We start from the raw sequence: 18,300 nt of genomic DNA, 5'->3' as shown, positions 1-18,300 counted from the left end.
GGTTTATACCTATAATGCTGAGACGGGCCTACTTTGAGAAATATAAAGGAAATCAGTGGGGCTCCAATAACCAATATTTGTATGCCGCCACCGTCTACTGGTATCAGGACCAAGGCACAAGTGAGGCGTATATGCCGGTTTCGCTGGATGAACGCTTAGCTACTCAAATTAACGGGAGGAATAATTAATGAAGGAATTTTTCTATCGTCCAGAGAACGCCTGGGTAGGGGATGTAATCCCCTACTATGAAGACGGGGAGTTTAAACTCTTTTATCTCCATGGCTGGAGAGAAAATTATCGTGAAGGCCTTGAGCAAGGCTGGCATTTGCTTGGAACGAAGGATTTCATGAATTACAGGGAAGATGGAGCTTGCAAAATCGAAGGCGGGACAGGCCATATTCTCAAGGTGGATGATATCTATCATATGTTCTACTGTATCTTTCCTGAAGGGAAACAGTTTGCCTGCCATGCCGTCAGCAAGGATCTGCGAACATGGGAGCCTATTCCTGAAGACACTTTTGGTCCGGACGGCAAAATTTATGAGCTGGCGGACTGGCGTGATCCCTTTGTTTTCTGGAATGAAGAAGAAGGGCAATACTGGATGCTGATCGCAGCACTGGCCAAAGGACCGACGAACCGGAAAGGCTGCACGGGCTTGCTGTCATCCAAGGATCTCAAGCATTGGGAATACCGGGAGCCGCTGTACGCGCCAAACCTGCATGTGGGAGCACATGAATGCCCTGACCTGTTCCGGATGGGAGACTGGTGGTACCTGATATACTCTTCATATACGGGGCGTTTTGGCACCTTTTACCGGATGAGCCGTTCCTTGAACGGTCCGTGGATTACACCGCAGGAAGAAGCCTTTGATGGACGGGCTTATTATGCGGCCAAGTCGGTATCCGATGGGCAGAAGCGTTATTTGTTCGGCTGGAACCCGACGAAGGATGACGATCTGTTTGGCTGGAACCCTCCCAAAGCTCCAGGCAAAGATTATGACACCTGGGATTGGGGCGGCAATATGGTTGTGCATGAAATGCTTCAGCGCCCGGACGGGACATTGGGCGTAAAAGTTCCGGAAACTGTAGACTCGGCTTTTGCCCGGCAGGTGCCCGCTCATTTTTATGGAGTTGCTGGAGAGTGGTCGATTACGGACGATGCGATCTCATGCGATTCCCCTTATTCCTTTGCCGGCTGCATTACACAGGAAGAATTACCGAATTTGTGCAAGATTTCGGCCGACGTCCGGTTCTCCGGTTCTAACCAAGGTCTGGGGCTCATGCTTCGGGCGGGCGAAGGTTTAGATTTTGCTTACTATATCACACTGGAACCCGGGCGCAGCCGGATTACCTTCCGTGGACCGATAATGCAATCTGAAGAGGGGGGGAAAACCTTTCCTTATGATGTGGAATTGGAACGTCCGCTCAAGCTGCTGCCGGAACAGGAGTATGAGCTGAAGGTATTTATGGACGGCACGATTTGCGAAATTTATGTCGGCGGGGAAGTGGCGCTGAGTGCAAGAATGTATGATATTCAGCACGGAAAGCTTGCTCTATTCGTCAGTCAAGGTGCAGCGAAGTTTAAACGGGTCAAGATAGAAACTCTTTAGGCTCACACTTACAATTATTATGGCAGTTTAATGAGCATGATATCTGATGATCCTAATATTTGGCCTTGGTTTCATAGTCTATTTGTACAAGTTGTTTATTGCCAGGAAGGAAACTGGTATTTCTTTGAGAATGGAAATGATCAACAATTATTTGATCATTGTTGGTGGCTTGAAAAATATAGCTTACCGAACCACATCACTCACAAATACCAATTCTTTCGTGAATTAGTAAAAGAATCGATAGATAATGAGTATTTTGTATTCAGAAATAATTAGACTAAGAGCGTCCCAAAGGGGTAGCGCTCTTTCTTGTGTATCTGGCAGTCTCGCAGTTAGGCAAGCATGTATTGGGAACACAACAATATAGCAAGGAATGGCGTAAAAGAAAGGTTACAGCACTGTTTACTGGTGTAGGAGGCTTTGAAATTAGCTCCATTTCTGTTGAATCAGGTTATTCCCTTATAACATTGGATTTTTTTTTTGAACTAACAGGCACTGTTTCACTATAAACATGTTAGAACAAGATACCTTGATGAGAACGGCCTTCAAGATCGAAACATAGGCGGTATGTGTGTCCGCAACAGCAAGAATTGCCCTACCGAACTACGGATGAACGGAGCACCTTAGAATTAGCAAAAGAAACCCGAAGTCTCATAAAAGATTTGGGTTTCTCGACAATCTGAGTAGCCTTTAGGACTACTTTTTATTTTCCAATATTAAACCAACCAGGCATTGATTGAATTACATTCGAAAGTTTTTCTGGAATATTAAGCTGGTCGAGTTTCGAAACGTTCAACTCAAAATCCACCTCGGCTTCACGTCCATTTGCGACCTTTTCAACCCAATTAGGATCTATAATTAACGCATGCCCAATGGCGACTAGCGGCAATCCTAATTCCGCAGCTTTAAGAGCATCATCTGGTGTTACTATGGAACCAGCAGCCATCACAGGTACCTTACCGTTTGCTCTTTCAAGAATTAATTCAAGCCGTGTTTTTTCATCTTGACTATCTACTGGCTTAGAAGACACATTATCTAATGAAGCATGTATATAATCTAAATCCTGTTCAACAAGGATATCAATTAATTCATACGTGTCTTTCATACGTAATCCGTCCACTTTGGAGGATTCTTCAGGGGAAAGTCGGAATCCTATAATGAATGGTTTTGTAGCATGTTTTTCAATGACATTTTTGATTTCTTCAATAATTGCCAATGGAAAACGTAAGCGATTTTCAAGTGATCCTCCCCATTGGTCAGTCCGTTGATTTGTCGCTGGAGACCAGAAATTCTGAATTAAAAATCCATGAGCCCCATGAATTTCTACGCCATCAAATCCGGCTTCAATCGCTCTTCTCGTTGTGTCTCCAAAAGCACGTATAATCGACAGGATTTCCTCATGTGATAGTTCTCTTGTTTCTACAGTTGAGCCCAAAGCAGTAGCCTCAGGTTGCAATGTACTCGCACTAACTACATCCAATTCAGGTAAGGCTTTATTGCCTCCATGAAAAATCTGTAGTATCGCAGGAGAGCCTCCACTTTTCGCTGCCTCAGCTAATTTTCGTAAGCTTGTAATAAATTCATCATTGTACCCAGCGAATTCATTCGTAAAAGCCTGTCCATTCGGTGTAACATGAGTACACCCTGTAATGACGAGTCCTACTCCATTCACTCTTTGTTTGTAATACTTTACTTCGTCATCCGAAATGGTAAGATCGTCATTACTTGACCAGGTTGTCATAGGGGCCATAACGATTCTATTCTTAATTGTTATTCCACTTCTGAATGTGAAGGATTCAAATAACCTACTGTATTTTTGATTCATCTCTTTAACCTCGCTATCATATTTTCTTTCTAGTTCAGTGTACTTGGTTACCGTTACGGTAAGTCAAGGATTTATTTTTACATGATTACATATAGAATTGTTGTGTTGTCATTCTCTTTATGATATATATTTAGTTACAGTAACTGTAACTAAAGGTGGGGGAAGTAGATGTTGTATTCAATGACATATGTAGTGGAGAATTTAAATGTATCTGCAAAGACACTTAGATTTTATGAAGAGCAGGGGATATTACCAAATATATCTCGTGACCAAAAAGGCCGTAGAGTTTATAACGAACAACAAATAGACTGGATTTCTTTTATTCGTTGTCTCAAAGAGACAGGAATGCCTCTTTCAAAAATAAAGGATTACAAGGAACTTTATGAATTAGGAAATCATACCTTTTTGCAAAGAGAAGAAATGTTGATGAAGCATAAATTGGAAGTGCAGAAGAAAATTGACGAAAGTTTTAAACACTTAGAAGAAATAAACTATAAAATAGCCATGTATGAACTTCAGAAAGAAGAGGTTATGAAAAACCCCAACTATAACTTTAAATGTCACGGTTTGGAGGTTAAGAAAGTGAATTAATGTAATGTACTTACGCTCCCACGAAATGATTCAGTATCCTCACTCTAGCTCATGAATTCGCAGGATTTCACCCTGTGGTAAGTGTAAGGGAAGAGCACATGGAGGAGGCAATGGCTGGGGGAATTGTAACTCCACTATTCGTACAGAGCGCCACGTTCCTCGAATAATTGGGACTCAAAAGGACAGCTTCATGCGGAATTAAGGCGGATAACTCGGGAAGAACCTCGATACCGCAAAGACTGAAACAACAATAGAGACATCAGAAATGAGTTTCTATGCTAAACAAAAAGACAAACGAGAAAAAAGGAAAGTTGACGAGGTGCGTTGGGGAGCAGCAAATGATTGGACAAATATAAGAGAAAGTGAAGGTGAGAATGGGGAGGCAGGCCAAGGAGGGTGAAACGTGAACTTGATGAATGAGGAATATGGACTAGCAGAGGCATTACACAAACTTGGTAACAAGGTTATCATCTCAGGGCGGAATAAAGAGCGCCTTGAGGAAACCATCAATGCGAATCCTGGCATGTCTGCAGTGGAGCTAAATATACAGGACCCTGCCAACGTAAAGTCAGTCGCCCAGCAGCTAATTGAAGAATACCCGGACCTAAATGTCCTGTTTAACAATGCTGGTATTTATGTACCCGATGACCCATCGGATGTAGTTGACGAAGAAGTTTTGGTTCAAACAGTCACCACAAACCTGCTTGGTCCGATCCGTATGGCGTCTGCGTTGCTGGGTCATTTGAAGTCCAAAGAGGAAGCATATATCATCAACACGACTTCGATACTTGGATTCGTGCCAGTGGCAAGAGGTGCTATATATTCTGCGACGAAAGCAGCGCTTCATTCCTACACGCTGACCCAACGATACATCCTTAAAGACACATCGGTGAGAGTATTAGAAATTGCACCGCCATTGGTTCAAACGCAAATGATCAATTACGATCCGAATGCGATGCCACTTGTGCCATTTATTGAAGAAACCATACAAGTACTTGGTACAGATACGGATGAGGTGCTGGTAGAAGAAGCAAAAATGTATCGAAATAATCCAGGCCCGAACGAAGGCGTTTTTGTGAATCAAGTTAACGATATGTTGACTGGTCAATAATTCACATTTCAAATAAAGTATGTAATAAATACGTGGAAATTGGTGTATGTATAAAAATTTAAGAACGATCATTCGAAAAGGAGTAGTTGAAAAAAATGGAGGAGGTTCGATACTGAATATCTTATCTGCGTTATCTTGGATCAACGTAGGAGACTCAGGCGCGTATTCAGCAGCAAAATCTGCTGAATGGGGAATAACGAATGCATTACGCTTAGATTTGGCCCCTAAGAACATTAGGGTTGCCGGATTGCATGTAGCATTCATGGACACGGACATGACAGCTGGCATTCAAGCCCCTAAGGCCAATCCAAAGGACATCGCCAGAATTGCGATAGATGGAATCGAAGCGGGTCTCTATGAAATTGTTGCAGATGACACAAGCAGGAATGTGCAACAGGGCCTCTCCGGGGGGATTTCTTCCCTATACCCGCAATTATTTCAATAAAATTACACAATAGCAAAGATTCGTGTACCTGGGAACACCTCACTGAGGTAATCTGGGCGATACAGCACGTTAGCTGAACTTATTAAAAGTCGACATAGTGTGAAGAAATATGATACTAACGTAAGAGTAGACATTATTCGATAAGGGAAGTTAATAAAAATGCGTTAGAAAATATGAAAATATTAGGAGTGGTGCAACATGCGTTTTCTCACTCATGTCAAAATTAAACCAACAATAACAGAGAAAGAAATTAATGAACTGTTACCGGCGGAACAAGCCCGTTTTGCTGAATTAGTGGAACAGGGACTGATTAAATCGTTTTACCTTTCCCACACAAGAGACGAGCATTGGTCTATTTTAATTGGAGACAGTTTAGAAGAGGTTCGAGTTGCTGTGGAGTCATTGCCATTGTATAAATTTATGGAAATAGAATACACCGAACTGGTCGACGAGGAGATCTAGGTACAAACGAAGTAAGTAATGGTTTGTTGTTGCGTCCTATCGTCATCAAACGGAGGAAACTATAACGACATAGCAGATTTCGGGGAGGGGGCGTGATCAATGTTGTCAGGTTAAGCAACTAGAGCCCCCGCCTCTTTGTATTCGTATAATTATAAACCTCACTCTGTTTGTCTAGTAAAGGTTCGATTTTTGAACACAGGGACGATATTGCGCTGGAGTTCTTCCAGAAATCGAGCATGGAGGATATCCTTTTGGATATTCAGTATAATGGAGATGAGTAACATGCCATTTAATAGTGGTATATCATAATTAAAGGAACCTCTCAAATGGAAAAATCAGTATTTGACCAGTTTGAATGGATTAATGAAAGTAAAGCTACCTTTGAGAATGACAAATTGATCATTGAAGCACCTGCTGAATCCGATTTTTTCAATAATAATGGATCTGTTTCTGAAACAGGAATCTCGCCGGAGAGTCTGACCAATGCACCTTTTTATTACAAGGAAGTCACCGGAGATTTTGTGCTGCGCGCTCAAGTCTCCCATGGATTCAAGGACACTTATGATTCGTCAACGCTAATGATTATGCAGGATTTTCAGGTGTGGGCTAAAGCCTGTTTTGAAAAGACAGACTTTGATACGCATGCTGTAGTCAGCGTTGTAACAAATCAAACATCGGATGATGCAAACGGATGCAATATTGACGGGGATACCGTATGGCTGCAGGTAACAAGAGTTGGCAATTCCTTTGCATTCCACTATTCACTGGATGGAGTCAAATTTGCCATGATGCGCTTCTTTACGCTGCCGGTAGACGAGACCATCAAGGTTGGCCTTGAAGCACAGGCACCGACAGGCCAAGGCGGAGGGCGGATTTTCCAGAACTTCTCGCTGGTCAATAAAACGGTGAAAAATATCCGGTTCGGTGAATAAGCTTAAGCCAACCCGCAAAAGTGAGCAAAGCAGCGATTCTTCTGTGACAGGAGAATCGCTGCTTTCGTTTTTGGGCCCATGGGCTTGCTTCAGTGAGTTCTGTACTCCTGGGGAGTGGTGCCATAATGATTTTTGAAAATTTTGATAAAATGGGGCGGCGTCATAAACCCGAGCTGGCTGCTGACCTCTGTGATTTTCATATTGGTATGGAGCAGAAGAGGCTTGGCCCGCTCCAGCGCAGACGGTATAAATAATCCCTGATTGTCTCATTCGAGACGGTTTTATAGACCTTGGACAAGTAAGCGGAGTGCATCCCCACATGGTCAGCCACTGTCTGCAGCGAGATGCGCCTGGAGGCTCCGGACCTTCGTGGCAATCTGCCGCTGGGAATCCCTCCGAATGATACGCAGATTTCGTGCGTAGGTGGTTGATCACTTTTTCCGACCACATGTAGATCCGCTGGCTGGAGAGCTGGCCTTTTCTCCTCAGGAGCAGGTCGAATTCCTCTCCAATCATTTCTTCAATCACCATCATCATGAACGGATCATTCCGCTTGAACGGAAGCTCCAGCATGGATAGTCTTTCCTCCAGGAAGAGATGGTCGACCCGTATATTCTGCAGAAGATCGTTAAGAAACTGGTTGCGCAGCAAAGGCAGGTTGGCCTGATGTGTACGCTGGATGCGCTGAAATGAGCTGATGCCCTCCCATTCATGCTCAATCATATGGACAGCGGCTGTAACGGTATCAATCAATGCACCGAAATCTATGGACTTAAGCGGTAGTTCACGGCATGATACCGGAGTGCTTTCTGGGCATATTCGAATTCATCATGTCCGGATAATATAATGCAGAGAATCTTTCTGGAGAAGCTCCGGACCCGCCGCGAAGCTGGGGACACTTCAGGTCTCGTACTGGGGATCGACGACTTTGCGATCAAAAAAGGACACACGTACAATACCGGCATCCACAATCTTCGGAGCGAAACGATGTTGGACCTGCTGGCTGGCCGCAAGCTGGAAGACCTGCGTGCTTATGCTCGCCAGCATCCCGACTTTCTGAAGCTGAATCCTAAAGCCGTTGTGATGGACCTGGCTCAGGCCTACCACACGTGGATTAGCGAATGCTTCCCGTGTGCCACCGCATTGCAAATCGGTTCCATGTCCATGGTCTTATGTCATTGAAAGTGTTCAGGAGGTTCGCAAATCCCTTCAACAGACGCTCTCCCCCAGAGCCAAGGCGATCTTGAAAAGTCACCATCGACTGCTGAATCCCCCCGTCGACAGCCTCCCTAAAAAGAGCAAGGTTCAGTTAGAAATCCTGCTTGCCTACTCTCCGCTGCTGTGGGCCAACTCCAATGCCGTTGCCTGCTGAATGAGTGAAGACAAAAAAGCATACAAACCTCACTAAAAGGCTGATTTCATTCCAGGGACCCTCAAAGGTATGATCGGTATGATAAACCTGCGAAAATCTTGGAGGGATGAATATGTCAAAACAGATATATGAAAAATTCGAGCCTTTAAAAAATGCGAGGCTTGTGCTGGGGTATTTGACGTCCATGGTGGATGAGAAGGCGGACAACCTTCCGTACTGGCTTGTGTTGCCTCATAAAAAGCCTGCTGAAGCGGCTCACTGCCGGGTGGACGATGCGGAGCTGGTTGGCTCCTGGTATGAAGCCATTGATGCTGTCCGGAAAATGCTGAAGACAGAAGAGGGTGCTTCGGTTCAGCAATCCTTCTACCGGCATATCATGAAATCTTGGGGAGAGCATGGACTTCGCTTCCATGAACCGTATCCCTGGACCCATACGAATCACAGCTCCTTTCACGAAATGGGTTATATTCTTCCGGCGCTGAACAGGATGATAGAGAATCATCCCGGGGATCAGGAGGCGGAGAAGAGGGCCTCCGAACTTATACGAGGGCTGCGTTCGCTGGTGATAGAGCGGAAGGTGAGAACCTTCTGGTCAGGCGATAATGAAGAGAAGGAGCCGATCTACGAATTCCCCAATGATGTCTATCTGAAAGACGACGGCTTTGATATGACCAGACACAGCGGGCGGGGCGAGCAGGCTATCCGCAATGCAATCGTGCTTCATTCTCTGGTACGGAGGTATGAGATCACGAAGGACGAGGTCTCTCTTGATTTGGCCATTGGCATTGCCAACCATCTTTTGGGACCCTCGCGTTACTTTAATTACAAAATGGAATTTTTCGGCCATATCCATTCGGCGGGCTGGGTTGCATCCGGACTCGTCCGGCTTGGCCGTACCACTGGCAAGCAGCGGTACATCCTTGCCGGCAAAGGGATTTATGACTATATCCGTTCCCTGTCCTCTTCCTTCGGGTGGGTTCCCGAGTATGCACAATGGCATCCCCTGAACGAGGAACACTGTGAAACCTGCTGCATCAAAGATATGATCGAATGCGCTAATGAGTTGATTCTTGCGGGTTACGAGGAATACTGGAAGGATATGACCCTGTTTGCGCGAAACCAACTGGTGGAAAACCAGGTGAAGGTTTCCTCCTATGTGGTTACAGACAATACAAGACCTGACAGCAACGGAATTACGTACAGAGACATTGACAAGAGAATGATTGGAGGCTTTACCGGAGGTGCATTGGTTAACTCCATATCGTTGTCCAAGTTCCGTTCCATTGCAGGCTGCTGTGTGGGAATGGCGCCTGTAGCGTTGGAGATTGTGTGGAATAGGTCCGTTGAATTTCATAATGGAACGCTCTTCGTCAATATCCCCATTGATAAGGAAACCGAGCAAGCCTCGGTGACCATGGATTATCCCGAATCAGGCTATATGTCCGTCACGCCTAAGCAGCATTGCCATGTTGCCATACGGATGTATGAATGGATGGGCAAGGGTATCCGGGCCAAAATCGATGGAACAGCCTATACTCCCACAATGGAGGGCAAGCTTGCCGTCTTCAGGAATGTAGCGGCAGGGGCAAAAGTGGAACTGGAGCATTCCTTAGAGACTGTGGTTGTAACAGAAACGGCGCGTGGCGAGGAATATTCGATTTCGTGGCGAGGCTGTGATGTGGTCGACATATTCCCGCGGGGCGAGCATTTGAGGCTGTATCAGCGGGATTTGCGTGTGCCCAAAACCTACCCCTCTACGGAAGATGTCCAATTTACCGGCGCCGCCAATTATGGCCCCACCCAGCAGGCGCAAACAAAATAATAACCCGAAAAATCACAAACCGCAAAAGCCACAACTTGCAAAAGTGATTTTGCGGGCTATGGCTTTTTTCTGTGTCCGTTTCCACTTGGGGGATAGTTTTGTGCAGATTGATTGTTATAATAGGAGCAAAATCATCATAGCCGAAATGGCAGGGAGAATAAGATGGCCAATCATATCAGTGAGCAAATTGTATATGAAAATCCTCTGCAGCCAGTGAGGATTTTGCACCAGCACCGGAATGAAAGGGCTGTAGGCAAATGGCATTACCATCATGAGTTGGAGCTTATAGCTGTCGTCAGAGGCGAATTCAGTATATATACCAAAGACAGGGTATTCAAGCTGTCTGCCGGCGATGTTGCCATCATCGGGTCCTTCGAGCCCCATCACTCGTATAAGGATGAGGGTGTAATGGATTATATTGTTCTCCAGTTCGACATTCTCAAGTATCTGGGGCAGGATCTCATCCCATATATGAAATATGTTACGGAAGCCGGCCGGCTGTACAGCAGCCTCAATGATATATTTGCGGAGAGTCCTGAGGTGAAACGGCGGATTTTCGATTATATCCATGAAATTGCAATGGAGTATGCCCAAAGACAAAAGGGTTATGAAATCGCCATCCACAGCCTTCTTTATAAAATTATATTGACTCTGTTGCGCAGCGACAGGAGTGCTTTGATGGATGTCAAGAAGGACGCTGAGCTGTTGAAATTGCTGCCGGCTCTGGACTACATTGAAAAGAACATCCATTACAAGGTCGATATGAAGGAAGCGGCCCAAATCATGAATCTGGATTACTTTTACTTCGGCAAGGTCTTCAAAAAAATCATGGGAAAAACATTTATCGAATATGTAAATTACAAAAAAATCGTGAATGCGGAGCTGATTTTATTAACGCGGGATGTTTCCGTATTGGAAACGGCATCTTTGGTCGGCATGCCCAACATGGCAAATTTTTATAAAATCTTCTATAAATACAACCAATGCTCCCCAAAGGAATTCAGAAAAAAATTGCTGTAGCCCTCCCACATTTTAAGTTATTACCAAATTCATTTAAGGGAGTACATTTTCTTATTTGCCCCGGAAGCTATAATGAAGGACATGAGAGCTCCTTAATACAGCCGGAGGGATGAGAGAAATGAAAGCGGTTTTAGACAGTCAACGAAATCATGTCGGAATAAAAAAGAGAAATACTTTTTGGTTCAGAATAAAAAGAGATGCCATCCTGTATGCCCTTTTGCTGCTGCCTCTGTCGTACATTGCCATTTTTAAATATGCTCCCATCTATGGCTTGATTATGGCATTCCAGGATTACAACATTTTTGCAGGAATCGGAGGGAGCGAATGGGTGGGGCTGGATGTGTTCCGGTTTATTTTCCAGCAGGACAGCTTCTATCGTGCACTGAAGAATACGCTTGTTCTGAATGTTCTGGATTTGATCGCGGGATTCCCGGCGCCTATTTTGCTGGCGATTCTGCTCAATGAAGTGCGACAGGTAAAATTCAAGAAATTGACCCAGACCGTGCTTTATCTGCCTCACTTTATGTCCTGGGTTATTATTGGGGGTATCGTATACCTGATGTTCTCCAATAGCGGTATGGTCAATCATTTCATGGCTAGTCTTGGTTTGGAGAAGATCGAGTTTCTGTCGCAAAAAACACCTTGGCTGATCACTTATATCTCCGTTGGCGTATGGCAGAATGTCGGATGGGGGACCATCATTTATCTGGCGGCCATTACCGGAATCAATAAGGAATTGTATGAGGCCTCCGATATGGACGGCTGTACCAGGCTTCGTAAAATGTGGCATATTACACTGCCCAGCATAAAGCCAACCATCAATATTTTGCTGATTCTCCAAATTGGCAGGATGGTTTCCATCGGGTTCGATCGTCCCTTTGTGATGGGGAATTCACTGGTTAGCGAATACTCCGATGTGATCAGTACTTTCGTGTACAGAGTGGGTATTAGCTCGGGAGATTTCTCCCAGGCAACAGCGGTAGGATTGTTCCAGTCCGTGGTCGGCCTGACTTTGCTGGTTTCTGCCAACTATATCGCGAAGAAATTAGGTGAGGATGGGATATGGTGAGGATGGCGGAAACTATGCGCAAAAAGAAAAAAATGAGTGTAGCGGATATTGCGATTATTGTATTTATCGTGGCATTGTCCTTCACATGTATCGTTCCGTTCCTATACATGATAGCGCTTTCCTTCAGCTCCAACGAAGCGATTGTTTCGCAAAAGGTAGGACTATGGCCGGTAGGCTTCACAACAGAAACGTACAAAACCATCTTGAGCGATGTGGATATGCTGTATACACTTGGGTACAGTATTGTGCTTACAATTTTCTACACCGTCGTGTGTATGTTTTTGACCATTTGTGCAGCGTATCCGTTAACGAAGAAGCGGCTGTGGGGAAGAAACTTTATTTTGTCAGCCCTGGTCTTCACCATGTATTTCAGCGGCGGTTTGATTCCTTCCTATATTCTGGTTAAGAACCTGGGCATGATGAATACGGTGTGGAGTCTGGTGTTGCCGGGTGCCATGAGCGTGTTTAACTTGATTATCCTGAAGACCTTCTTCACTTCTCTTCCAGAGAGTCTGGAGGAATCGGCTGCTATTGACGGGTGTTCGGATCTGGGCATTCTCATCAAGATTGTGCTCCCCCTCTCGTTGCCTTCGATTGCCACATTAAGTCTTTTCTATTCGGTGGACAGATGGAACGGATTCCAGGATGCTCTGTTCTACATTACGAAAAAAGAACTGTATCCTATGCAGTTGAAGTTGTACCAGATCATTTCGGCCAATCAGCAGCTCGACAGCCAACAAGGAGGAGAAGGAAGCATCGGCTCCTACATTGTGCCTGAGTCTCTGAAAGCGGCCAGCGTTATGTTTACAACCATCCCGATTCTATTGATCTATCCCAAACTGCAGAAGTATTTCGTAGATGGTGTGATGACCGGAGCGATCAAGGGCTGAGGATAAACTGTTCAGATTGAAGGGGGGGATTCCCGGGCTGGTAGATGATGGATGTAAAGATGCAAGGGACTTACAGCATGGACAATTTCAATAAATAGGGGCATGAAAGGGTGGTTTAAAGTGAATACGGGTATGAAGAAGACAACATCAATTATGTTTAGTATAATGCTTCTGGCCAGTGTTGCGGCAGGCTGTGGAGGTAATGACAAGAAGAGTGGAGAGCCGGCATCACCAGAGGCGTCAACCGCGGCATCCGCATCACCTTCTGATCCTCCTGTAACCTTGACTGTGGAAGTGTTCGACAGAGGTGTTCAGGGACAACCGGACCTCAACAACAACATGTGGACCAAATACGTCAATGAACAATTCGGCAAGCCTAATAACGCCATTGTAGAATATGTTTCTGTACCCCGCTCCCAGGAGGTAGACAAGCTGAATGTGTTGATGGCTGCCAACCAGGCTCCTGATATTTCCTTCACCTATGACGGGACTTTAGTAACCCGCTACGCCAAAAGCAATGGCCTCTATACACTGGATGAATTGCTTGAGAACCAAGGCCAGCAATTGAAGTCTTACTTAGGCGAGAAAGTTCTTTCCTACGGGAAATATGATGGTAAACAAGTCTCCATCCCGGGCAAGCGGACGCTGATTGCCTGGAACGGTATGTTTATCCGCAAGGATTGGCTGGATAGTCTGGGCATGCCTGTTCCGACTACCCGGGATGAATTGTATGAGGTGCTGGTTGCCTTCCGCGACAAGAACCCCGGCAATGTAAATGGTGTCATTCCGTGGGCCACAGCGGCTGCGGGCATGAATTACACTTTCGGCAACCTGGTACAATCCTTTTGGGGTGACATGTCGGATGAGGAATTCGTTACCACCACCAACTGGCTGAAGCCCGGCAACAAGGAGGCATTCGAATGGCTGAACAAGCTGTACAATGAGAAGCTGATCAGCCCCGATTTTGCGCTGGACAAAACAACCAAGCAAGCGGATGCCGATGTGAGCAACGGCAAGGTAGGCTTCTACGCTGCCAACTGGGATTATCCGCTGCTGCAGAAAATTCGTGATCCGCTGCTGCAAAATGCGCCGGATGCCAACTATGTTCCTGTAGATACCTTCAAAAACTATGAGGGGAAGTACCTGAAAGAGGTATATAATGAGAACGGGCTGTTTTCCTTTATCCCGAAAAGCAGCAAGAATGCGGAGCTGGCCATGAAGTATCTGAACTGGATGGCTAACCCGGAAGTATTGTTCTTCCTGCAGTTCGGCCAAGAAGGCATCAACCACAAGCTGGTAGACGGCATCCCCCAGGGGATTGCCCAAACCGGAGAAAATATGCAAATGAGCAATCTGAATCTGGATTATACTCTGGTTGTAAACGGCGCAGAGCTGGGCGATACCGAAAAGAATGTCAGAACGTATGCAGCAGCTTTGGCAGCCGGAGATAAGAACTATGAGAAGCTGGCTATCGATTCGTACAAGATCAATACGACAGACGGCTATACCGGCTTCTACTATGGCGTCCCGAACGAAGCTAATATCAAGTACGGCAAAACGCTTGGTGACATGAACAAGCAAATGATTGACAGGCTGGTCGTTGCCAAGCCGGCAGAGTTCGATACCTTGTATGACAAGCTGGTGAAAGAATATATGGACGCCGGCGGTAAGGCTGTTCAAGATGAGAATGTGAAGAACTACAGAGAAGTCATAGCCAACAAAAAGTAATTCATTGTATACGGATAAGCCATCTATTGTTCTTCACCGTGGTTTATCCGTATTTCGTTTGCTATTCTCGAACAGTTTTTCTATTAATTCATATGTTCAGGAGAGGATACCCATGTACAAGGTCATGATTGTAGATGATGAGTCGTGGGCGATTAGAGGAATCCGCAACGCCTTTGACTGGGATAAGTATGGTTTTGAAATCGTTGGACAGTTTACAAGCGCTTACAAAGCGTGGGATGCCATAAGAGCGAAGGAACCGGATTTGGTGTTTACTGATATCCGTATGCCGGACATTTCCGGACTGGATCTGATGAAGAGGGCCAAAGCACATGGTATGAACATTGAGTTTGTCATCGTAAGCGGATATGCGGAATTTGAATACGCCCAGGAAGCGATGCGCTACGGCGCGCTGGATTATTTCCTGAAGCCTTTGGATGTTGATATGGCTGATCAGTTCATTGAGAAGCTCGCCATGCACTTCTCCCGGAGAAGCGCTGCACGCAATCACCTCCTTCTGGATGCGCTGACCTCAGCGGATCAGGACGAGATAAAGCGCTTCCTACCGCTTTCCGATTGCGCGGCTGTATGCTATTACCAGGTGCTTACTATCTATTTCGAGGACGAAAACAAGGATTTCAGAAAGCTGCTGTCTTTGGAGGGAAGGCCTGTTTATGCTGTGGAAGTTGAAGCCGGAACCAGAAAAATGTTGGTTGTTCTGATGACGGAGCATAGGGCTTGTTTGGAAGGGAATTGGGATGAATTGGTTCTGAATAAGACCGGCATCAATGTTGTGGGCATTAGCAGCATCTCCAGCCAGCTTAAGCATATGAGCAAGTTGATTAAAGAAGCAGACCTGTCCGCCTCCCAAGTTTTTCTGGAGGAAGCTGCAGGCGCCGTTCACTACGAGCCGAAGCTTCATCTGGTGAAACCATGTATCGATGGACTCTATAGTATCATTCAGGAGAATCAATTTGACAACATGGGTGTGTACATCAAAGGGCTGCAGGAATACTTTAGGGATCATCATCTGGGCATGTGTGAGGTTGTCTACTTGTGGAATCAGGCAGTGGGGATACTTGTAAACGCATATTCCGAGGAATTGAAGGACATGGAACTGGAATTCCTGAATTATTCCGAGATCAAGGAACGATTTGAACACTTTGAATCTATGTGCAGCTTTTTGCATGACGTCCTTGCCTCCATCAGGCAAGAGAACAGCCGCTCCTTGCAGGAAGGGGATATCCTGTCCTGCTTCAACCGGATGATAGCCTATATCGACCGGCACTTTGAGCAGAAATTGTATTTGAAGGATTTGTCAGCCCAATTCTTCATCAATCAGGTGTATTGCTGTCAATTATTCAAAAAAAATCTGGGCAAAACCTTCTCCGAATATGTGTCGGAACTCAGGATCAAGAAAGCCCGTGAGCTTCTGAAGCAAACTGGCCTGTCCATTGAGAAAATTGCCATTAAGTCCGGGTATGTGGATTATTATTATTTCAATAAAGTTTTCAAGAAGCATTGCGGGATGACGCCCACCAAATTCAGAAAAAGTTAATATGAACGGAGCGGTGGGCCATGAAGACCAGTAAACTGAAATTGAAACATCAGATATGGCTTATCTTTTTTTTCTCTATCGTTATATTCACAGTCATGGAATTTTATTTTTTTTATAGTTTCTCTAATTTAACCCAGAAGAGAGCCGCTACTTACGGCAACCAGATGATTGAGCAAACACGCCGCAAGATTGATTCCGTGTTTAATGATATCAGGGTCAGCACCAGCATTGCGGTCAATAGCAAACTGATTCAGGAATTTTCCGTAGTGGATGATGATTACAAAAGGGCGTTTGATAGTGGTCCATATGCACTGGATCTCATGGAATATATGAGGTCCTTTAATTCGTATGTGAACGGAATTGTAATTAATGACATTCGAGGAAGGCGGCTTTATAGTCTGGCGTCCGCAAGCGGCGATATTTTTTTTATCAATCGTTATGAAACCTTTATTCGCAAGTATAAGGATGATCCATCGCTTCGGGAGAAGGGAATGTTCACCACGATTTTAAAAGACGACAGAACAGACACGGAACAGTTTTTCTATATCGCGCCGATTGTGGAGACGATTGGGGGAATCTATTTCTCTCAGATTACGGGTTACTGCACAGTGATGGTCAATATGGACAAGATGCAGGGGCTGGTGGAAAATACAGAATTAACGGCCAATTCCACCTTGTACATTCTAAATAGCCGGGACGAGGTGATTGCTTCCACGAATTCCAATGCCCGCGGCACATTGTTCAGGGATGTGCTATCTATGGATAAGGACATCTTGCTTAACGGTGTAAAAGAAACCATCGACGGGGAAGAAATTCTTGTCCAGGTCAAGGGTTTGGAGCAGGCAGACGGGTGGAGAATCGTCAGTATGATTCCGGTGCATGAACTGACTGCGGACATGACCCCCATGCGGAAGGTCAGCATTATCGTGGGAATTGGCATTATTCTAACTATGATCATCACAGGCAGTTTTTTCATGAACAATTTGATGCGTCCGCTGATGGGACTTGTTATGGATATGAAGAGGGTGGGGAGGCGGGACATGGGCTTCCGCATTAAAGTCCGGTTCACCAATGAGGTGGGCTTGCTGGCCCGCGACATTAACCGGATGATGGATGAAATGGAGGAAATGGCAAGAGACATGTTCAATACCCAGGCCAGATTATATGAATCCGAGCTGAGCCAGAAGCAGGCGGAGTTTTCTGCCCTGCAAAGCCAGATCAATCCCCATTTCCTCTATAATACGCTGAACTGTATCAGCAGCATCGGATTGGAATACGGAAGCAGAGAGATTGCGCAAATTACATTTTGCATGTCTAAGATATTCCGTTACAGCATCAAAAAGGATGATCTTGTACAGATCAGGGAAGAGGTTGACTGCATTCAGGCTTATATGAAGATTATCTTAATTCGGTACGAGAATAAATTCTCCATGGAGCTTGATGTGGAGGACAGGCTGCTCAAAATGAAAACGCCCAAGATGATACTCCAGCCCATTGTGGAGAATTCCGTCTACCACGGGCTGGAGCGGATGGACCAAGGGGGGCGGCTCCAGGTTACCGGAAGTGTGGATGCGCATGGGGATGTGTGCTTCTGTATTACAGATACAGGGAAGGGAATGGACCCGGAGGTGCTGGCCGCCCTCCAAGCCAAGCTGGGCATGGAGTACCCGGAGCATGCGTCAGACGGTCAACCAACAAAAGGCATTGGGCTAACCAATATCCATAACAGGCTCCGGTTGCTGTTCGGAGAGGGTTACGGGATCACCATAGAGAGCCGGGTCGGCCATGGGACGACAGTGACCGTGAAGATTCCGCAGCTGTTAAACGACCGCAAACTTTTGGAAGAGTAGCAGGAAATTTGTTTTGTAT

17 protein-coding genes and 1 pseudogene are annotated in these 18,300 nt (G+C 45.5%); 16 read left to right on the top strand and 2 right to left on the bottom strand.

Features of this window, described 5'->3' with window-relative positions; all coding sequences use genetic code 11:
- Positions 1 to 14: 14 nt before the first annotated feature.
- Both ACQ76X_RS20760 and ACQ76X_RS20755 read left to right on the top strand, forming a co-directional pair.
- A complete protein-coding gene (locus tag ACQ76X_RS20760; protein ID WP_438495724.1) occupies positions 15 to 188 on the top strand; it encodes a hypothetical protein in 174 nt (57 codons plus the stop codon).
- On the top strand, positions 188 to 1,609 hold the full coding sequence (locus tag ACQ76X_RS20755) for a GH32 C-terminal domain-containing protein (RefSeq protein WP_438495723.1): 1,422 nt from the start codon (positions 188 to 190) through the stop codon (positions 1,607 to 1,609). Before ACQ76X_RS20760 ends, ACQ76X_RS20755 begins: the two co-directional genes overlap by 1 nt.
- Positions 1,610 to 2,312: 703 nt before the next feature.
- Here the strand turns inward: ACQ76X_RS20755 and ACQ76X_RS20750 are convergent.
- Complete coding sequence (locus tag ACQ76X_RS20750; RefSeq protein ID WP_438495722.1) at positions 2,313 to 3,434, bottom strand: NADH-dependent flavin oxidoreductase; 1,122 nt, start codon at positions 3,432 to 3,434, stop codon at positions 2,313 to 2,315.
- A gap of 168 nt (positions 3,435 to 3,602) precedes the next feature.
- On the opposite strand from ACQ76X_RS20750, the gene ACQ76X_RS20745 reads away from it, so the two are divergent.
- From ACQ76X_RS20745 to ACQ76X_RS20725, 5 genes are all read left to right on the top strand, one after another.
- Positions 3,603 to 4,025 carry a MerR family transcriptional regulator gene (locus ACQ76X_RS20745; RefSeq protein ID WP_438495721.1) on the top strand — a complete coding sequence of 141 codons (423 nt, stop codon included), beginning with the start codon at positions 3,603 to 3,605 and terminating at the stop codon, positions 4,023 to 4,025.
- 412 nt (positions 4,026 to 4,437) lie between these two features.
- The gene (locus ACQ76X_RS20740) at positions 4,438 to 5,136 is read left to right on the top strand and encodes an SDR family oxidoreductase (RefSeq protein WP_438495791.1); all 699 of its coding nucleotides are present in this window, start codon (positions 4,438 to 4,440) and stop codon (positions 5,134 to 5,136) included.
- A gap of 46 nt (positions 5,137 to 5,182) precedes the next feature.
- Entirely contained in the window at positions 5,183 to 5,581 is a 399-nt protein-coding gene (locus tag ACQ76X_RS20735) for an SDR family NAD(P)-dependent oxidoreductase (RefSeq protein WP_438495720.1), read from the top strand.
- 198 nt (positions 5,582 to 5,779) lie between these two features.
- Entirely contained in the window at positions 5,780 to 6,043 is a 264-nt protein-coding gene (locus tag ACQ76X_RS20730) for a muconolactone Delta-isomerase family protein (RefSeq protein WP_438495719.1), read from the top strand.
- 326 nt (positions 6,044 to 6,369) lie between these two features.
- Positions 6,370 to 6,975, top strand: a complete 606-nt coding sequence (locus tag ACQ76X_RS20725) for a DUF1349 domain-containing protein (RefSeq protein WP_438495718.1) — start codon at positions 6,370 to 6,372, stop codon at positions 6,973 to 6,975.
- An 89-nt stretch (positions 6,976 to 7,064) separates the two neighbouring features.
- Here the strand turns inward: ACQ76X_RS20725 and ACQ76X_RS20720 are convergent, their stop codons facing one another.
- Positions 7,065 to 7,175 carry an AraC family transcriptional regulator gene (locus ACQ76X_RS20720; RefSeq protein ID WP_438495717.1) on the bottom strand — a complete coding sequence of 37 codons (111 nt, stop codon included), beginning with the start codon at positions 7,173 to 7,175 and terminating at the stop codon, positions 7,065 to 7,067.
- A 223-nt stretch (positions 7,176 to 7,398) separates the two neighbouring features.
- Here ACQ76X_RS20720 and ACQ76X_RS20715 point away from each other — a divergent pair, with 223 nt between their 5' ends.
- The 9 genes and pseudogenes from ACQ76X_RS20715 to ACQ76X_RS20675 all read left to right on the top strand — a co-directional run bounded on the left by ACQ76X_RS20715 (position 7,399) and on the right by ACQ76X_RS20675 (position 18,281).
- Positions 7,399 to 7,554, top strand: coding sequence for a hypothetical protein (locus ACQ76X_RS20715; RefSeq protein WP_438495716.1), 156 nt, complete (start codon positions 7,399 to 7,401; stop codon positions 7,552 to 7,554).
- Positions 7,555 to 7,860: 306 nt separating this feature from the next.
- Positions 7,861 to 8,317: pseudogene (locus ACQ76X_RS20710) on the top strand (ISL3 family transposase); the annotation flags it as partial.
- Between the two features lie 142 nt (positions 8,318 to 8,459).
- Entirely contained in the window at positions 8,460 to 10,169 is a 1,710-nt protein-coding gene (locus ACQ76X_RS20705) for a hypothetical protein (RefSeq protein WP_438495715.1), read from the top strand.
- 162 nt (positions 10,170 to 10,331) lie between these two features.
- Entirely contained in the window at positions 10,332 to 11,189 is an 858-nt protein-coding gene (locus tag ACQ76X_RS20700) for a helix-turn-helix domain-containing protein (RefSeq protein WP_438495714.1), read from the top strand.
- Between the two features lie 118 nt (positions 11,190 to 11,307).
- Entirely contained in the window at positions 11,308 to 12,258 is a 951-nt protein-coding gene (locus ACQ76X_RS20695) for an ABC transporter permease (protein ID WP_076110451.1), read from the top strand.
- Between the two features lie 14 nt (positions 12,259 to 12,272).
- Complete coding sequence (locus ACQ76X_RS20690; protein WP_438495713.1) at positions 12,273 to 13,148, top strand: carbohydrate ABC transporter permease; 876 nt, start codon at positions 12,273 to 12,275, stop codon at positions 13,146 to 13,148.
- A 153-nt stretch (positions 13,149 to 13,301) separates the two neighbouring features.
- Positions 13,302 to 14,876 (top strand): extracellular solute-binding protein, encoded by a 1,575-nt coding sequence (locus tag ACQ76X_RS20685; RefSeq protein ID WP_438495712.1) that lies wholly within the window; start codon positions 13,302 to 13,304, stop codon positions 14,874 to 14,876.
- Positions 14,877 to 14,988: 112 nt separating this feature from the next.
- Positions 14,989 to 16,431, top strand: a complete 1,443-nt coding sequence (locus tag ACQ76X_RS20680; protein ID WP_438495711.1) for a response regulator transcription factor — start codon at positions 14,989 to 14,991, stop codon at positions 16,429 to 16,431.
- A gap of 20 nt (positions 16,432 to 16,451) precedes the next feature.
- Positions 16,452 to 18,281: a sensor histidine kinase gene (locus ACQ76X_RS20675; RefSeq protein ID WP_438495710.1), complete on the top strand. Its 1,830-nt coding sequence runs from the start codon at positions 16,452 to 16,454 to the stop codon at positions 18,279 to 18,281.
- Positions 18,282 to 18,300: the final 19 nt, after the last annotated feature.

The organism is Paenibacillus sp. IHBB 3054 (genome assembly GCF_051594305.1).
In the GTDB taxonomy this organism is placed as follows: Bacteria; Bacillota; Bacilli; order Paenibacillales; family Paenibacillaceae; genus Paenibacillus_AQ.
This window is presented reverse-complemented; position numbering and strand designations above follow the sequence as displayed.

Excerpts from the sequence above, each read along its gene's own strand:
- ACQ76X_RS20735 (WP_438495720.1), top strand. The coding sequence starts at position 5,183 with ATGTATAAAAATTTAAGAACGATCATTCGAAAAGGAGTAGTTGAAAAA.
- ACQ76X_RS20720 (WP_438495717.1), bottom strand. The coding sequence starts at position 7,175 with ATGAAAATCACAGAGGTCAGCAGCCAGCTCGGGTTTATGACGCCGCCC.
- ACQ76X_RS20745 (WP_438495721.1), top strand. The coding sequence starts at position 3,603 with ATGTTGTATTCAATGACATATGTAGTGGAGAATTTAAATGTATCTGCA.
- ACQ76X_RS20750 (WP_438495722.1), bottom strand. The coding sequence starts at position 3,434 with ATGAATCAAAAATACAGTAGGTTATTTGAATCCTTCACATTCAGAAGT.
- ACQ76X_RS20675 (WP_438495710.1), top strand. The coding sequence starts at position 16,452 with ATGAAGACCAGTAAACTGAAATTGAAACATCAGATATGGCTTATCTTT.
- ACQ76X_RS20740 (WP_438495791.1), top strand. The coding sequence starts at position 4,438 with ATGAATGAGGAATATGGACTAGCAGAGGCATTACACAAACTTGGTAAC.
- ACQ76X_RS20680 (WP_438495711.1), top strand. The coding sequence starts at position 14,989 with ATGTACAAGGTCATGATTGTAGATGATGAGTCGTGGGCGATTAGAGGA.
- ACQ76X_RS20690 (WP_438495713.1), top strand. The coding sequence starts at position 12,273 with ATGCGCAAAAAGAAAAAAATGAGTGTAGCGGATATTGCGATTATTGTA.
- ACQ76X_RS20755 (WP_438495723.1), top strand. The coding sequence starts at position 188 with ATGAAGGAATTTTTCTATCGTCCAGAGAACGCCTGGGTAGGGGATGTA.
- ACQ76X_RS20725 (WP_438495718.1), top strand. The coding sequence starts at position 6,370 with ATGGAAAAATCAGTATTTGACCAGTTTGAATGGATTAATGAAAGTAAA.
- ACQ76X_RS20695 (WP_076110451.1), top strand. The coding sequence starts at position 11,308 with ATGAAAGCGGTTTTAGACAGTCAACGAAATCATGTCGGAATAAAAAAG.
- ACQ76X_RS20705 (WP_438495715.1), top strand. The coding sequence starts at position 8,460 with ATGTCAAAACAGATATATGAAAAATTCGAGCCTTTAAAAAATGCGAGG.
- ACQ76X_RS20685 (WP_438495712.1), top strand. The coding sequence starts at position 13,302 with ATGTTTAGTATAATGCTTCTGGCCAGTGTTGCGGCAGGCTGTGGAGGT.
- ACQ76X_RS20730 (WP_438495719.1), top strand. The coding sequence starts at position 5,780 with ATGCGTTTTCTCACTCATGTCAAAATTAAACCAACAATAACAGAGAAA.
- ACQ76X_RS20700 (WP_438495714.1), top strand. The coding sequence starts at position 10,332 with ATGGCCAATCATATCAGTGAGCAAATTGTATATGAAAATCCTCTGCAG.
- ACQ76X_RS20760 (WP_438495724.1), top strand. The coding sequence starts at position 15 with ATGCTGAGACGGGCCTACTTTGAGAAATATAAAGGAAATCAGTGGGGC.